At 51.7% G+C, this 16252-nt stretch carries 13 protein-coding genes; 3 read left to right on the forward strand and 10 right to left on the reverse strand.

Annotated elements, in window-relative coordinates; translation table 11 throughout:
* Positions 1-299: 299 nt before the first annotated feature.
* On the reverse strand, positions 300-1985 hold the full coding sequence (locus tag CPH65_RS17695) for an alpha-glucosidase (RefSeq protein WP_096175087.1): 1686 nt from the start codon (positions 1983-1985) through the stop codon (positions 300-302).
* Between the two features lie 27 nt (positions 1986-2012).
* Complete coding sequence (locus CPH65_RS17700; protein ID WP_096175088.1) at positions 2013-3701, reverse strand: alpha-amylase family glycosyl hydrolase; 1689 nt, start codon at positions 3699-3701, stop codon at positions 2013-2015.
* Positions 3702-4084: 383 nt separating this feature from the next.
* Between CPH65_RS17700 and CPH65_RS17705 the strand changes: the two genes are divergently transcribed.
* Both CPH65_RS17705 and CPH65_RS17710 read left to right on the forward strand, forming a co-directional pair.
* Complete coding sequence (locus tag CPH65_RS17705) at positions 4085-4879, forward strand: SDR family NAD(P)-dependent oxidoreductase (protein WP_096175089.1); 795 nt, start codon at positions 4085-4087, stop codon at positions 4877-4879.
* 69 nt (positions 4880-4948) lie between these two features.
* Positions 4949-5806, forward strand: coding sequence for an SDR family oxidoreductase (locus tag CPH65_RS17710; RefSeq protein WP_096175090.1), 858 nt, complete (start codon positions 4949-4951; stop codon positions 5804-5806).
* Between the two features lie 218 nt (positions 5807-6024).
* On the opposite strand, the gene CPH65_RS17715 is transcribed toward CPH65_RS17710, so the two are convergent.
* The 4 genes from CPH65_RS17715 to CPH65_RS17730 form a co-directional block, all read right to left on the reverse strand.
* The gene (locus CPH65_RS17715; RefSeq protein WP_157747775.1) at positions 6025-6591 is read right to left on the reverse strand and encodes an exopolysaccharide biosynthesis protein; all 567 of its coding nucleotides are present in this window, start codon (positions 6589-6591) and stop codon (positions 6025-6027) included.
* Positions 6592-6989: 398 nt separating this feature from the next.
* Positions 6990-7523 carry a L,D-transpeptidase gene (locus tag CPH65_RS17720; protein ID WP_096175092.1) on the reverse strand — a complete coding sequence of 178 codons (534 nt, stop codon included), beginning with the start codon at positions 7521-7523 and terminating at the stop codon, positions 6990-6992.
* Positions 7524-7701: 178 nt separating this feature from the next.
* Entirely contained in the window at positions 7702-7818 is a 117-nt protein-coding gene (locus tag CPH65_RS24845; RefSeq protein ID WP_096176485.1) for a multicopper oxidase domain-containing protein, read from the reverse strand.
* 424 nt (positions 7819-8242) lie between these two features.
* Positions 8243-9385 (reverse strand): OpgC family protein, encoded by a 1143-nt coding sequence (locus tag CPH65_RS17730; protein ID WP_157747776.1) that lies wholly within the window; start codon positions 9383-9385, stop codon positions 8243-8245.
* Positions 9386-10063: 678 nt separating this feature from the next.
* Here CPH65_RS17730 and CPH65_RS17735 point away from each other — a divergent pair.
* A complete protein-coding gene (locus tag CPH65_RS17735) occupies positions 10064-11242 on the forward strand; it encodes a Fic family protein (RefSeq protein WP_096175094.1) in 1179 nt (392 codons plus the stop codon).
* 140 nt (positions 11243-11382) lie between these two features.
* Here the strand turns inward: CPH65_RS17735 and CPH65_RS17740 are convergent, their stop codons facing one another.
* The 4 genes from CPH65_RS17740 to CPH65_RS17755 all read right to left on the reverse strand — a co-directional run bounded on the left by CPH65_RS17740 (position 11383) and on the right by CPH65_RS17755 (position 15674).
* Entirely contained in the window at positions 11383-11700 is a 318-nt protein-coding gene (locus CPH65_RS17740; protein ID WP_096175095.1) for a hypothetical protein, read from the reverse strand.
* Between the two features lie 290 nt (positions 11701-11990).
* Positions 11991-12395: a hypothetical protein gene (locus CPH65_RS17745; RefSeq protein ID WP_096175096.1), complete on the reverse strand. Its 405-nt coding sequence runs from the start codon at positions 12393-12395 to the stop codon at positions 11991-11993.
* 84 nt (positions 12396-12479) lie between these two features.
* Complete coding sequence (locus CPH65_RS17750) at positions 12480-13046, reverse strand: hypothetical protein (protein ID WP_096175097.1); 567 nt, start codon at positions 13044-13046, stop codon at positions 12480-12482.
* A 189-nt stretch (positions 13047-13235) separates the two neighbouring features.
* On the reverse strand, positions 13236-15674 hold the full coding sequence (locus CPH65_RS17755) for a MobA/MobL family protein (RefSeq protein ID WP_096175098.1): 2439 nt from the start codon (positions 15672-15674) through the stop codon (positions 13236-13238).
* Between the last annotated feature and the right edge of the window lie 578 nt (positions 15675-16252).

A 16252-nucleotide genomic window follows, 5' to 3' on the forward strand; every position in this document is an offset into this window, starting at 1 on the left:
GGGCAGAAGACAACATGGGTCACGAGGTGGATCACCACGCGGGGCGTGAAATGCTACCGGTCGTCCTCGTTGTTCTCCTAGGTACCGTTGACAAACTGTTTTCTCAAATCAGCTGAGTTATGTGTCAAGAGAGCTGCCAGACGCTCTGAACCTTCACCGCAAATACACTTCAGTTTGTTTCAGACATCGTTGCTGGCAGGATCTGCAGTATGGCAACCCGAAGATCCAGTCACCGAGAGCCACACTCCATCAAGGTGTTCAGTCCGAATGCTTGGCGCTCTTTGATGTTCGCAAACTCTTTATGCTTCCATCAGGCACGCGAAGCTCTCATAGGGTGCCAGTTCAAGATCGGGACCGATACGCTCGTGATGGTCATGAGATGCAACCAGACATTTTCCAAGTCCACGAACATCGGCAGGCAGCATAACGCTCTGTGTCTCCGCAGTGAAGTTTGCTACCACAAGGACACGCTGATCATCCAGCTCACGTAAATAGGCCATGATTGACGGATCATCTTCGAGCAACGGTTTTGTCTGGCCGAACGCGATCACGTCAAGATTCAGACGCAACTCAACCAGTTTCCTGTAATGGGCCAGAATACTTTTTGGATGCGCCATATCCTGCTCGACATTGATCTCGTCCGCATTCGGGTTCATCTCGATCCATGGCGTACCGGCAGTGAAGCCGGCATTGGGAGCTGACGTCCACTGCATGGGCGTGCGGGAATTGTCGCGACTGTTTCTGTTGGCTCCGGCGATAAACTGCTCGGGTGGCACACCTTTCGCAATCTGATCCTCAAAATGATTTAGTGTTTCAAGGTCCTTATACTGGTCAATGCGGGTGAAACGGGCATTGGTCATGCCAATTTCCTCGCCTTGATAGATAAAGGGCGTCCCCTTGAGCAGATGCAGGACCGTTGCAAGCATGCGCGCCGAATCCCGCCGATAGGTGGTATCATCGCAATAGAACGAGACCTGTCGCGGCAGATCGTGGTTGGACAGGAACAACGCGTTCCAGCCATCCTCTCGAAACAAGTCCTGCCATTCAAATATGGCCCGCTTGAGAGTGACCAGATCGAAGGGCTTGGGCGCAAATTTGCCATGCTCTGGATCCCAACCTTCGCGAATGTGAGAAAATTCGAACACCATATCGAGTTCCTTGCGATCCCGACCGCAATAAAGAAGTCCGGTTTCAGGAGAAACAGCCCAGCTCTCGCCGATGGTGAGGATGTCACGCTCCTTTAGTGCTTCCTCGTGCATCTCCTGCAAGAAACGATGCAGATCGGGGCCTTCCTCATAGATACGCGCGTCGACATCCTTGCCGATCAGGCTAATGACATCCATCCGGAAACCGGCGATGCCTCGATCAAGCCACCAGCGCATCATGTCATAAATCTCGGCACGCAAAGTCGGGTTCTGCCAGTTGAGATCAGGTTGTGCGGGGCTGAAATAATGAAAGTAATATTGGCCGACTTCCTCAACCCAGGTCCAGGCAGAGCCACCAAAGGCCGCAGTCTGGTCATCTGGTGGCCCGCCATCATCAGCAGGATCGCGCCAGATGTAGTAATCATGCTCGGGAGCATCCCGCGATACCCTCGCTGTGCGAAACCACTCATGTAGGGAGGAGCTGTGGTTTACGACCAGATCCATCACGATGCCAATTCCGCGTTCCTCTGCCTCGGCAATTAGCCTGTCCATGTCATCCAGCGTTCCGAACTCGGGCGCGATATCCCGGTAGTCAGAGATATCATAGCCGTTATCGACCATGGGAGACACATAAACCGGGGAGAGCCAGATGAAGCCGACGCCCAGATCGACCAGATGACCGAGTTTGGAGATGATGCCGGGAATGTCCCCCATGCCATCGCCATTGCTATCGGCAAAACTGCGGGGATAGACCTGATAGCCGGTGGCGCGCTGCCACCAGTGCACAGACCGGTTTGATGAATCATTCAAGGGGGAGCGGGGATGATCAACGACGTTCATGAGAGCTCCTTGATAATTGGAATTAAGTTAGGCGAGGGCAGCCACACCAAGTGGGCCCAGATGAAGGGTGTCGCCTGCCAGGGTAATTTCGCCATTGCTGAATTCCACGCGCAGAGCCGCGTGAGGCAGCTCGATCTCGCGCGCTTCGAGGCTGAAATTGGCATAACAGAACAGATTTTCACCTGATCGTTCTCTCTCGAAAGCGATCACATCGTCCGTCGTCGTAGGTAGCAAGCGTTCAACTGCGGTTTTCAGCAGGGGCAGATCCTTACGCCAGCGTAACAGTCGGCGCGTGAAACGCAAGACGGAGTCATCATCGTCTTCCTGCCGATCAACACTGAGAGCTATATGCTCGTCTGGAAGCTTTTGCCAAGGCTGGTCTGCCTGCGTAAAGCCGCCATGGGGTGATTGGGACTCCCAGGGCATGGGACACCGAACACCGTCCCGCCCCGTGAAGTCTGGCCAGAGGGCCTTGGCCCAGGGGTCCTTGATTTCGTCCTTGTCCAGAACAGGCTGCGGCAAGCCAAGTTCCTCACCCTGGAACAGAATAGCCCCTCCAGCGAGAGTGCCTTGCAGAAACAGCAACAGTTTGGCTGCTGCATCTCTCTGGCAATTCGCGCAAGCCTCCTTCATCAGGTGGGAGACAGAGCGTTCTGAATCGTGGTTTGTGAAGACATTAAGGCTCGATCCTGGAACGAGATAGCGTGAACGTACTTCGAGCAATTCCTCCCAGTCCCGTGGGGAATTGCAGCGATTGATAATATCAAAATCATAGACCGCGTGCAGACGTTCGTTGCCAACCGAATACTTGGGAGCAAGCCGAGAGCTGTCGACGTCGGCCAACTCACCGATGAGGACTTTTGGGGGATCATATTCTTCGGCCACCGCCCGGATCTGGTGCAGAACCTGAATCGTCTCCGGTACATCGCGATCAAACAGATGAAGCTGCTGCTTGAACGGGTTGTTGGGACCGCCCCCGACGAAGGGGTTGTCTGAGTGCCGCGCGGAGGGGTTGGAGCGCAAATCCTGATCATACGTCAGGCATTGCACCGCATCCAGACGAAAGCCATCCAACCCCATATCGAGCCAGAAACGCATGACATCCAGCATCTCATCGAGAACGTCCTGATTGAAAAGATTCAGGGCTGGCTGGCTGCGTAGGAATGGTCGATAACAGAACTGCGCGCGCTGCGGCACCCACCGCCATGCGCGGCCACCAAAGGAGCTGATCCAGTTATTGGGGGGGCCTCCATCCGGAGCTGGGTCGGACCAGACATACCAGTCGGCTTTGTTGTTGTCGCGTGAGGAGCTGCTTTCCAGAAACCAAGGGTGTTCCTCGGATGTATGCCCAATGATCAGATCGAACATGATCTTCAGGTCATGCTTGTGTGCCTCTTCTATGAGTTCCTTGGCATCGTCAAGCGTGCCGAATGGCGGATGTATCTCGCGGAATCCACTCACATCATACCCGTTGTCTGTCTGGGGCGATGCATAGGGCGGGGTGATCCATAGGCCTTCCACACCGAGCGCTTGGATATAGTCAAGCTTGTTGATGATCCCGTGCAAATCTCCAAGGCCATCCCCGGAGCTGTCCATAAACGAGCGCAAATAAACTTCGTAGAAAACAGCGCCCCGCCACCATTCGGGTGGTTGCGGCGGGCGCCCCAAGTGCGTGATTGCATAGACAAGTTCAGCGTCGCGTTCTGTTGCTGGCATTTTGAATCCTGCTCGATTTGTGCTCCCGATCACCCGTGACGCATGTGATCAGGGATAGTCATGGTCTGCTTGGCGCCGGGGCCGCTGCAGTATCATGCTAGTGAGATCCCGGCCTGCATGACCCTTCTGTATGAAACCATCGGAATTCGATTTTGTTCCTTATCGACCAAACAACAGCCAAAACCGACCCTTCGACCCGGCCTTTTTAAAAAAAAGCTCACTGAGTGAAAAAGGGAACCATTCTTCATGACGACACGTTGGCCAAATGAAAGCGTCCAACACGCGAGCATCGCCCGCCATGTTTATGGTCAGAAGCGCCGATGCAACAGGCTAGGCTGTGGCGCGCACGTTGGACAATGTCAAGGATACGGAAGGATTGTAACATGGATCTAGGAATCGAAAACAAGCTTGCCGTTATCACAGGAGCCTCTTCAGGCATCGCTAAGGCAAGTGCCAAAGCTCTCGCAGCAGAAGGCGCAAGACTCATTCTGACCGGACGCGACGCAGACTCTCTTGAACGCGATACCGATGATATCCCGAATGTTGTCGACCGAGTTGTTGTCGATGTTACGGATCAAAGCGGCGCTGATGTTCTGGCCGCCTCAGGTCTGACGGCCGGTGGCGTCGACATCCTCGTGAATACGGCAGGGATCACCGGCGCCAAGGGGGATCCGTTGCAAATGACCGATGAGGAGTTCCGCGCTTGTTGGGAGATCAACTTTCTCGGCTCCGTACGCATCGCTCGCGCCTTGGTCGGGCAAATGGTCGAAAAAGGCTGGGGGCGCATCGTGTTCACTGTTTCTGAGAATGCGGTTCAGCCCTACCCAGAAGAAGCAGTTTACAATGCATCCAAGGCAGCGCTTCTCAACTACACCAAATCCGCGTCTCTGGCCTATGGACCCAAAGGCGTCCTGATCAACGCAGTTGCTCCCGCCTTCATCGAGACCCCGATGACCGATGGCATGATGGACAAGCGCAGCGATGATCTGGGTGTATCCAAGGAAGAAGCAATCGAAAGCTTCCTTGAGGAAGAGCGCCCATATCTGACTTTGATGCGACGAGGACAACCCGAAGAGGTGGCCTCTGTCATGGCACTGCTGTGTTCAAATGTAGCTTCCTTTACCAATGGCTCTGCGTACCGCGTCGATGGAGGCGCTGTCGGCGCGATGAATAGCTGACAATCAAAATGCACCAATTTCAAGCTCTGAAAACCAGAACGGATTTGAATAAACCAACAGGACAGAGAGATGAATGAACAACATACAACGCCCGATCGCAAACCGGACAGCATGCCCGGTGACGAACACAAAATGATCCCCAAGCCGGATTACATGCCCCGACATCCGGGAGTGGGGAAACTGAATGACAAAGTCGCCTTCATTTCGGGCGGTGACAGCGGCATAGGCCGAGCCGTCGCCGTGCTCTTTGCCCGAGAAGGAGCAAAAGTTGCCATTGCTTATCTTGATGAGGATCGCGATGCCGAAGAAACCCGTCGCATCGTCGAAGAAGAAGAGGGCGGTGAAGCCCTGCTTATCCGCGGCGACCTTTCCAGAAGGGACCATGCCTTTGATGCCATAAACCAGACAATTGATCGTTTCGGACAGCTCGATATCCTGATCAACAATGCTGCTCTACAATGGATAGACAGTGACTTTGCCAATCTTACCGAAGATCGGCTCAAACGCATGACCGATTCCAATATCCATGCCAACATGTTCTGCACTCAGGCAGCTTTGCCGCATCTGAAGGAAGGCGCATCGATCATCAATACGACCTCGGTGAATGCTTTCAAGGGCAATGACAGTCTCATCACCTATTCCACCACGCGAGGTGCGACGCTTGCATTCTCGCGCTCGATGGCACTCAATCTGGCCGAGAAGGGCATTCGCGTCAACGCAGTTGCTCCGGGCCCGATATGGACGCCCTTTATCACCGGATCAATGCCGCCCGAAATGATCGATGACTTTGGTGTGCAAACCCCGTTGGGACGGGCGGGTCAGCCTTGGGAGGTCGCAACCGCCTATCTTTTCCTTGCGTCATCCGATGGCAATTACTTCACCGGACAAACCCTGCATCCCAACGGAGGCAAGATCGTCGGAGCATAGATAACTTGCAGTCGCCCGAAGCGGTTACTCCGTGTAAAAGAACAAAAAGCCCCGCCGCGAACACGCGACGGGGCTTTTGTTTTGTCCAAAAGAACATAGGGGATACCGTATTGCACATCCTCTTGGGAGGGCGGAGCAAATTTGCTGGCGACCGCATTATACTCACAGTCACAGCGCCAACGATGATTTTCAAAATCCGAAGGGCTTATATCCAGTTTCTAGAATAACAGATATCCGGAAGTCAAAATCCCGACAGATGCGATGACAAGTCCGACAATCATAACAATTCCATCTTTGGCACTCAAACTCACGGCCATCAAAGCAATAGCCAAAGCTGGCAAGATCGCAGCAAATGGCACCACTTCCAAAGGCGGCATAAGACATGCCAAGACAATGCACAAAACAGCGACTGCTTTGACGACGCCACTCGACATCAAGCCTTTCAAACGCGGCTTTAGAAAACGATCAAAAAATTTTGTGTAAGGCTCGGCCTTTTTACGCGTCTGTTCGAAGGTCTCTTTCTCGATCGAGCGTTTGCGCAAAAACTCTGGCACCCAAGGACATTGACGGCCGAAAAGAATTTGTCCGGCGATGAGGATTACGAGAATGGCGGTGACCGTCGGCACACCGGGTATACCGCCGGTCGGCAAAACAGTAAGCAAGGAAGCCGCGAGCAACAACGGACCGAAACCTCGATGCTCCAGAATATCCACCATTTCTCCGGCTTCGATTTTATTGCCGTCCGTATCCTTATGAATTTTCTTCAATATATCCGTTAATTTCATCGTCCCACGCATTTCGAAGTCCTTAGTTTGTGCTGGGCATTGTGTTGACTTCTTTTTGTTCTTAACGCGCCAAATTCCATTTCATTTCCTTCAATTTCTTCAGGAACAACTCACTTGAACTCGTATGGTTCCAGTAAAAATTGAACCTGAGAAGGACTGCTGGAATTTGGTTTTGGGTTGACCCATTGCAAATTATCGGTCGAAACCACGCGCCTTAAGACAGGGAAAACGGCGAATATATTTAGGATGTACGACATCTAAAAATGGTGGAAAGACATAAAGTGAATTGGCTCTGATTGTTGCGATTATCTCCCTTGGCATCAGAAGCGAGCCGTTCATATCATCGACTTGCTTCAAAGGTTAAAGACTGGGTCAAAGATACCAAGCGCTGCCCGTCTCTAGATCACGACAATCGGGGTTTGGTTGGGAACCCTGCGGTGAAGATCAATGATGTCTTGATTGAGCAGCCGCACGCAGCCAGAGGAGACAGCTCTGCCGATTGACCAGACTTCGGCGGTACCGTGAACTCGGTAAAGCGTATCCTTGCCATCCTGAAAGATATAGAGCGCACGAGCCCCTAGCGGATTGTCCGGTCCGGGAGGCATGCCACCATTCTCGTAACTCCATTGTTCAAGTTCTGGCTCTCTTGAAATCATTTCTTCGGGAGGGGTCCAAGTCGGCCAGATGGCTTTTCGTGCGACAATCGCGCGCCCTGACCATTCAAATCCGGCACGTCCCAACCCCACTCCGTATCGTATGGCGCGGCCATGCTCCTGAACAAGATAAAGGAAGAAATTGCGCGTATCGACAACAAGTGTTCCGACCTTTTCATTCGTTCTATAGGGCACTTCCTGTCGCAGAAATTTTCTGTCGATCTTTGATATATCGACCGCAGGCAGCGGGAACCGCTCATAGGGGAGGGGGCCATACATTGCCTGGAATGGATCGGGTGGGTTCAGGTTCGCCCGAGGCCGCTCGGAACGCGTACTACAGGCCGCCAAAAGCCCGAAACTTGTCAGTATCGTACCTTTCAAAAGAGCCCTACGTGAAACCTCTTTATGATCTGCTGAGTGAGAATTACGCATTTTTCTATTCTTTTTCATATTGAAATCATTCACTTACTTCAAACCAAGTGGCAATGCCGTCAGCGGCATGTTCGAGTATATGACAGTGCAGAAGCCGATTTGCAGGATTGTCGGCGATGAAGAGGCAGCCACTCCTCAGCAGCCCTTATGGGCCAGAGCGAAAGAGGCCAAGGCTGTCGGTGCCGCAGTCAACGTGATAGCAGCAGATACAAGTGTCTTTTTCATGATTTCTGGCCTTCGATTAAAATAGCTTTGTCCCTGAAAATTCAATCAGGCGGACCGGGCAGGCGGAGGCTCCGGTGCCAAAACCAGAGCAATCAGATTGTGAACCTTACGCGCCGGCACGCCACCACGGCACGAAAGCTCGCATTACAGAGTCACAAATTCGCGAAGAGGCGAAAGGTTCCATGAACAGTAAGGCCAAAACAGGATTGATCGGCATTTTCTTTTACATTCTCGCAGGCTCTCGAAGGCAAACCGGAATTTCGCCTTCTTGGTTTCGTAGCTTCTGCGCCCAGAATATTAGTCTTCCCACATGAGTTTTCTTTGCAGGCAGCCGCCATCAGCTATGCCGCGCTGAGCGTCCTTTTATTGAGGCGGGCGGTTTTCTTTGCATTGAGCGCTCGACGGGCGAGGCCGTATTGAATGGCGACACCAAGCAACAGCAACACTGTGTCGAGAAAAACATCCTGCGGCACGACAACCCGCAGCATATGCAGGAAAGCCGCGATCAGGGAGCCGGTGACAAAGGTCGTCAGGCTGACCTGCCCGAGTACGGCAAAGAGGATGAAAAAGCGCTGCTGCAGCAGCCAGCTTAGCCACTTCGAATGCGCGATGACATACCCCAACGCGAGGATATGCAGAAGGCGCAAAAAGGCTAGATTGTCTTTGGTCATGTCATAGACAAATCCCGGCATCAGGCTGACGCGGGGCAGGGCTGGCCGACCGGAAAGCTGCCACCAGCAACCAGCAATAACGAATGCGATGCAGGCGGCATACAACCATCCGGCGAAAGGTACCAGCATGCGGCCCTGTTTCTTGCGAATGCCCACCATCAGCCCAAAAACAAACAGCAACTGCCATCCGAACGGATTGAGAAACCAGCGCGCCCCGGACGGCCATCCGGGCACGTAAAGACCGATCAAATGGGTCACCAACCAAAGGCCTGCGGATAGTCCCAACAGCGCATCCAAGCGCCACCGGCCAACCAGCAAGAACAACGGCAAAACCAGCAACAATGCGGTATAGAGCGGCAAGATGTTGAAGTAGCCCAGCTGATAGGTCAGCAAGAACAGGCGGGTTGTGGCTTGGATCGGATGCTGCAGGAAAGGTGCAACATTCAGTTCCTTGATCAAAGGCATCAAGGGCCAGATCAGTGAAAGCGCCAACAAAAGACCGATAACCGCGACTGTCGCGAAAATATGCGCCCCATAGATCACGCCGGCACGCCGCCAGATTTTGATGCAGGCCTGTTTGCTGTTGTCGCCAAAGAAAGGGCGAGAATAGGCAAGGCCCGCGGCGATGCCTGACATGAGGACAAACGCTTCGGCAGCGTCGGAGAAACCAAACTTTCCTATTGTATAGGATGCCCAAGGGTTCTTTGGCGCATGGTCGATGAAAATCGTAACCAGCGCCAAGCCCCGCAAAACGTCAATTCTGAGATCGCGTCCAGAAGTCTGAGCGCCTTTGGTCGTCGGCTCTTCACCCACCTGCTTTGTTCCTTCACTCCTCCCGCTATCCCCTCCTGGGCGAGGCCGCCTCGTTTGATTGTCAAGCAGGTAGGTAACGTAGAGGGAAATCATGTCGTAAAAATGGAACGAGCAGTTAGCCATGAGTCCATCGCCTGGGGCAAAAAAAGCCTGCTTAAGCGGACTATCTAGCGACAGGGATTATACAAAGAAAAACGCCGACCAGTGCAAAGCGAAAAGCTGCGCCACATTTCCATGAAAAAGGGCCTCCTGAGCTTAATCAGAAGGCCCTAAAGTGGCTCCCCAGGCCGGACTCGAACCGACCTCTAAAATGGCCAATTTTGGCCATTTTTCAACCAATCAAACCTCAAAAACCTATTGCATTTCTATTGCGTTTTCTATTGCACCAAACACCTGTGAATATGTACTATCAGAGCGTGTCTGAACCGTCAAATCCGGAACCTATCTGCTGGAAAACGGTAGCCTCATGTGAATATCCGTCAAGCAACGGCATCACTTCAAACATTACTCCCGAGCAGTCACGGCAGCATGACCTCGCGCCTCTACCACCTTCGACTACAAGGCAGAATATCAATTTTAAATAACGAAAAACGCACTTTACGTTAGTTGTTCTCTTGCATCTTTCATGCGTGTTAGTTACAGTAATTAACTAACAAAAATCAGAGAAAACGTTATTTAATGACCGAATTTGACCTTACAGCCCGTATTGGAACGAAAAAAGAATGTTCAATTGGTGGTCGGACATCCTACTTTTCATATGTTCCCAAACCGCTGCCTCCCAACCCACCACTTCGGATGGAAGAGCTCTATCCTCTGCTTGATCGTGCGAGCACGGCTCTTGGGCGACTGGATGGCATCAGCATTATTTTGCCGGACCCGTCCTTATTTCTCTATATGTATATCAGGAAAGAAGCGGTTCTTTCATCCCAAATTGAAGGCACCCAGTCATCACTTTCTGATTTGCTTCTGTTCGAAGCGGAAGCGGCACCCGGAGCCCCCCTTGACGATGTGACAGAAGTCTCATGCTATGTTGCAGCAATGAACTATGGCATGGAACGTCTTAAAGAGTTTCCGCTTTCACTAAGGCTCATTCGCGAGATCCATTCAAAGTTGCTAAACAACGCAAGAGGCGGCAACAAGAGCCCAGGAGAATTCCGAGTTAGCCAGAACTGGATCGGAGGAACACGACCAGACACAGCGAAATTTGTTCCTCCCCCACCAGAAGAGTTGATGAACTGCCTCGATTCATTTGAGAAGTTCCTTCACGATGAAACTGTCCGCCTTCCAGTTCTGATCAAGGCGGCACTGGCTCATGTGCAATTCGAAACCATCCACCCCTTTCTGGATGGGAATGGACGACTGGGGCGCCTGCTGATCACATTCATATTGTGCGCCGAAGGAGTGCTACAAGCGCCGCTTCTCTATCTGAGCTTGTATTTCAAGGCCAATAGGCAAGCGTATTACGATCATCTGCAGAATGTACGCGAGACAGGAAACTGGGAAGACTGGATTACCTTCTTTCTTACCGGAGTGATCGATACAGCCAATCAAGCAACACAGGCAGCGAAACACATGATTCTGCTTTTCGATACAGATCGAACACGAATTGAAGAGTCGGGCAAATCCACAGCAGCGACGCTCTCAATCCATGCCTATTTACAAAAGCAACCTGTCACCAATACCACCAGATTAAAAAACGCATGTGGCATCTCCCTGCCTACCGTGTTGCGCAGCCTCACAACATTAGAAGAACTTGGAATTGTGCATGAGATAACCGGCAAGGAGCGCAACAAAGTCTTTGCCTACCGTCAATATCTCAACATCCTAAACCACGGCAGCGAACCGCTGGAATACTAGCTCACAGGGAAAATCAGGACGTCAACAGCCCCCAATCCATCGCGCCATCAGCAGGTGTCGAACTTCGGATGTGAATCCAACATCTCTTCGCACAAACATAAGTTTATCAAAGATGTTTTCCTGTATTTCAAACGCCTCCTTCAACTGTCGGATAGGAGACGGCGTCTGATTTCCTTGTTCATGACATCGAAGATAATCAGATAATCTTCACCACTCAGCTCCCGAGGTGCTTTACGGCGCGTATTATTGTCTTTCTTGTCGACATCGATAGAATTATCCATGAAGAACAAACCAATTTGGTGTTTCTGCGGCAAGCGTTTGTGCTGCCGAGGGCCTGTCAATGATTGACCACTCAGCAAATAGGGAAAACGGCAATAGCCTCCCAAACCAGAAATCGTCAATTTCGAGAGAAAAACGCTCTCAAGACCGAGATTTGTGCCGAAAAGCTCTTTGATCACCTCGTTCTCCTGATATATTCGAAGAGATCAGGGATCTTGTCAGTCCCGATGTGCGTTATTTAGGCCGCGGTGATCGCTGGCGATGGGCGCAATATGTGCGGCTTTTCATAGGGCAAAATTTTCACAAACCCAAATGAAATTGACAATAAAGTTAACCAATTGAATTCATGAGGGTTTATTCTAGGTTTCTGCCGTTTCCGTCGCAACGATCTGCTTTGCCGTCGATGCTGTCTCATTGGCCTCGCCATCACGTTATGGATGGCGAGGTTGTTCGGTGCGCTTTACTTGATTTACATCTCTCTGAACGATTGTGCCCGTCGCTTCTCAGCGTGAATGATATCCAGAAACCGATTGGCAAAATACTGAGCTTCTTGCAGATCAGCGCGGATACTGGCGTAGGATGAAGCCAAAGGATCGGCCTCATCCAGGTTGGGCAAAGCCTCCAGCAAATCGTCGACGATCTCGTCAAATTGCGGATCCAGAACACAGCGATTGCTGACAGCATCGATCAGGGCATGTAATGGCCTGATGTCGTCGAAAATATCGCCGACTGCAATATCGGGCATAGAGGATAACGCCCTTCGGGCCGCGCAGATTGCATCGGCTCCGATATCGATGATGCGGCTGGCATCGGTCTTGTGCTGATCAACAAGAAGCGAAATATTGTGGCGATAGGTTTCGGGAATAAGGGGCATGTAACTTCCTTTCGTAGAGATTGGTTTAGTGATTTGTCCGGCCGACACCGTGGCTGGTCGGACAAATCTCAAAGCACTCTGTGACTACTGCTGGGGATCGGGTGTCGGGATGGCAATCGGCGCAGGGATAATCATCCCGGACATTTGGCGGCCAGATCTCTTGGCAAGCAGGGCTTGCAGTTTGAGCAGATCGGCTCGTCCTTCTGCGTGCTCAACGTTGATGGCATGGATACGAGCTCTAAGGTGTTCCAACTGAACGAGCTCGTCGCCAACCAACCGACCAAGGACTGGTGTTCCATCCTTGTTGGGTGCAAAGCCTTCATGGTTGACAGAGACAATCACAAGGCCACGCAGATTGTAGACTGTTGGCTGTGAGAGACCTGCAGCACCAAAGGCGGCAGAATGTTCGACCCGGATTTGGGCTCCGTGGTTGAAAGTTGTCCCGATGGCATGTCCCCGTGCGAGGGTCAGATAACGGGTGCCGACATAGATTGCCTCGTCGACAACAAGCCATGGCAATGCCTTCTTGGGTGGTTGTAGAGGATTGTGGAGATGTTCTGAAGGCATCTCAAAGGCAACAATGTCGCCACAGCTGACAGTGTCTTGCCAGTTGCTGGCGTGCTTCGCAGACAAATTATTGGCGGTGGTCATAAATATCTCCGACCTTGGTTGAAGGGATTTTGACACCTGCCTTTTCTGTTTTCTCTTTCTGGCGAACCGGATCGGGCGCGGCGTCACCAGACCCGCTGCGCACATTTCGGTTGCCCGAATGGCAATTCACTTCAAATGAAATAAAAATTCTAAGGAGAGGGGAAGATAATTTCCTCCTTGAGGATGTAGCTATCTCTCATCATCAGACCTATGTCGACTTGAATTCCGGAGACGCTGTATGACGATTTCCTTAATTTCAGACCAAGAGGGCGGAGCTCCCGTCACATCTCGAACTTTCGAACTGGATCGGGAATAAACTACCATGTGCCGCTTGAGCTCAGGAAGCTTTTGGATGAGATCATGGAGCTGTTTGTGGCACAGGTCATAAAAATGCCAAGTGAGACGATCTTTGTCTTCTTCGGGCGATAATACAGCGTCATAGCGAGCAGTATCTTTATCGAATACGGCCTTGAATAAACCTCTGCGACGATACACTTCGCAAGTACGGGCATGGTCGGCCTGAGCGTTTTTGATCGGGTCTGAAGATGATCGAAGAGATTGTCGATCAAGACACATCTGAATTCCTTCCTGAAGGGATTTTCGAGGAGATTTGCGAGCTGTCTGCGCAGGTGGCTGTGCCGTAGAAGATTCTTTACTGACGTTGTCTATCGCGCCAATCGTTGCAGGCGGAAGACTTTCTTTATTCAGCGGTGTCCTGATCTGAGGGGCAGGCTCTGCTGCCAAGGTTTTACTGGGGGTATGATTTCTGCTGTTAATGCCGACAATCTCAACAGCACTCCATTCCTCATCCCACTCCTCCCAATCTGGATCCAGTTGAGTTGTCTTGATCGGTTCATATGAAAATGCGTCTTTTGTAACGGCCTTGTTTGGCGCAGATGGCAAAAGTGGTGCCTGTGGCGAGATAATTGATGGCGCCGCAGCAATTTCCGTCCCATCCAGATCCAGTTCTTTCTCGAATTCTTGGTAATCAATTTCCCCCATCAACCGTTCGATTACGAGAGTGGGCACTGATGACAGTAGCTTGTCTGCATAGGCCATTTCTCGATGAGTTTCCTGATGTTGCCGAGACGAGTTGAGACCCTCGGTACGAGATAATGTTGAACCGTCTTGATCAATTGCAGCTTTTGCTGCCTGATGGACCCGTTGCACTGAACTTCGTGATCGTCCAGAACCTAGTTCCATGGGTTGCGCATCCAGAGCGTCCCATTCCTTCTCGAGGAACTCACACCAGAAAGAGCTACAAATCTGATCGAATTCCAACTCAACGCTTTTAAATTCTTCAAGGCTCGAAGTAGTATCTTTCTCACCCAAAACAGCTTTGGGATGCTCAGGTTCGGCGGGAAGGCTTTCTTCAATCTTGGGCTGGATATTTTTGGCAGAGCTGATTTCTGCGGGCTCCATTGTCAGCTGCATTTTCTGCAGCGGCGGTTGCTGTTCGGTTGCCTGCTGATCGGCCCCATCGCCAGATATTTCAGTTATCGGAGTTGCTGCATGCTCAGCAAGACTCTTCTTCTTTTGCGCCCGAGAACCTTGCCAAAATGGGCCGAGTAATTGTTGGGTCAGTGCCAAAGTTGGCATTGCCGCATAGACTGTTTGATGGTGCCCCTTGTCGACGTATTCATTGATCTGCTCGATCGCCCAGCCTGCGAAGGAACGCAGACGATCTGGAAAGATCTCAATGTCAGCGACGATTGGTTTGGCCGGATCCCACGCTGAAACATCATAATTGTTCCGCAAAATTCGCCAGAAATTTGTAAGCAGCTTTTCCTGCGCTTGATAGGACAGATCGGCATCTGGCCCGTATCTTTCGAACTTATGCTTTGGCTCTGGCCCTTCATGCACCTGAGGCAGTTTGTCGAGCCCTCTTTCTGCCAGCGTAAGCAGTTGAGGCCGACGCAAACCTTCACACACGGAGATCCGATCGATGATCTGACCAATCTCATGTCGCCCGTTTTTGTAGCCGTATCTTTCATTGAGACGCACCTGATCCCGGCGATTAACACGAGTCTTTTTTGTATCGTCTTCAGATCGTTGCGCCTTTCTTTCTTCAGCTCTGGCTCGTGCCGATTCCATCGTCTCAGGACCGTCCACGATCCACAAATGCAGGTGAGGATTACCGGGCCGATCATAATGGATCGCCGCTACGACCATAGCCTCAGAGTCGGCAGCAAGATGTTCAAGGATTTCCTGGGCCATATGCATCAGATGTAGCGGATTGGCGTCAGCGGGCAGAGCGATCACGCCTTTATAGCAGAGCGCGACGCCTTTGATTTTGGCCTTGTTTTTGTCGCCAGCTTTGCCCAGGCCGCCACCTTTCGCCGACCTGTTTTTGGCAGACTTTTGGGCCCGCTTGCTAAGGGCCTCTTCGCAACGCTTCACCATTTCTTTTTTGTCGGCGACGCTGTCCACGCATCCGTAGGTCACGCCATTCGTGCGAGCAAATATATGTTGGCATTGCTCGTATCGAGTGGCGCTGGGCCGCAGGATGTAATTGAGGTTTGCCATTGCCAGCTGTTTGCCTTGAGACAAATTCACCGACGCCTTCGAACGGGTGTCGGTCGAAATTGTCTCAAAGGCAGAGTGGAATTCGTAGAATTCTGCGGGCAAGGGCAGACCTCATTTCTCGAGCGTGTTGCTCGAGAAAAGGCCTCCGGCAGGATCCGCAGACAGCGCGCAAGGCCACCGTTCAGGTGGAGGGATTCCAAGGCAGCTGATTTTCAATCAGACCCTTGGAATCATCTATTGCGCCCTCTCAATCGCCGAGGGGGGCTACTCTTCTCAAGCTTCTGAGAAGGAAGCTGGGGCCTTTGCGGAATCCCGCTACGTCTTGTGTAGATTTTTTTGTGCGGCTACACTTTTACGCGCAAGTTCAGCCGGACGGGTTCGCGCATTCGATCGCTGAATCACCTTTAACTTCGATCAGGTGAACAAGACGACTGGCGCCGAGATTGGGAGCAACAAAGCTATAGTTCCACGCCCATGTTAGTGCGCTATAACAGATCTGCTACGTTAATTTGGATGAGATATGGAAAGAGAGAGGTAGGCCGCGGTAGCCAGATAAACTTGATCTGCGTGTCAACGCAAAATGTCATCGCAGGGAGATGCAAGACTCGACCTTAAGAAGGCATTTGCAGCAACGGATTGTTTCACCTAAGACGTCAGATAGCGCAAATCAAATGCGCAGT

The organism is Cohaesibacter sp. ES.047 (genome assembly GCF_900215505.1).
Classification (GTDB): domain Bacteria; phylum Pseudomonadota; class Alphaproteobacteria; order Rhizobiales; family Cohaesibacteraceae; genus Cohaesibacter.

Coding starts and splice junctions, on each gene's coding strand:
- CPH65_RS17695 (WP_096175087.1), bottom strand. CDS start 1,985: ATGAACGTCGTTGATCATCCCCGCTCCCCCTTGAATGATTCATCAAAC.
- CPH65_RS17700 (WP_096175088.1), bottom strand. CDS start 3,701: ATGCCAGCAACAGAACGCGACGCTGAACTTGTCTATGCAATCACGCAC.
- CPH65_RS17705 (WP_096175089.1), top strand. CDS start 4,085: ATGGATCTAGGAATCGAAAACAAGCTTGCCGTTATCACAGGAGCCTCT.
- CPH65_RS17710 (WP_096175090.1), top strand. CDS start 4,949: ATGAATGAACAACATACAACGCCCGATCGCAAACCGGACAGCATGCCC.
- CPH65_RS17715 (WP_157747775.1), bottom strand. CDS start 6,591: ATGAAATTAACGGATATATTGAAGAAAATTCATAAGGATACGGACGGC.
- CPH65_RS17720 (WP_096175092.1), bottom strand. CDS start 7,523: ATGTATGGCCCCCTCCCCTATGAGCGGTTCCCGCTGCCTGCGGTCGAT.
- CPH65_RS17735 (WP_096175094.1), top strand. CDS start 10,064: ATGACCGAATTTGACCTTACAGCCCGTATTGGAACGAAAAAAGAATGT.
- CPH65_RS17745 (WP_096175096.1), bottom strand. CDS start 12,395: ATGCCCCTTATTCCCGAAACCTATCGCCACAATATTTCGCTTCTTGTT.
- CPH65_RS17750 (WP_096175097.1), bottom strand. CDS start 13,046: ATGACCACCGCCAATAATTTGTCTGCGAAGCACGCCAGCAACTGGCAA.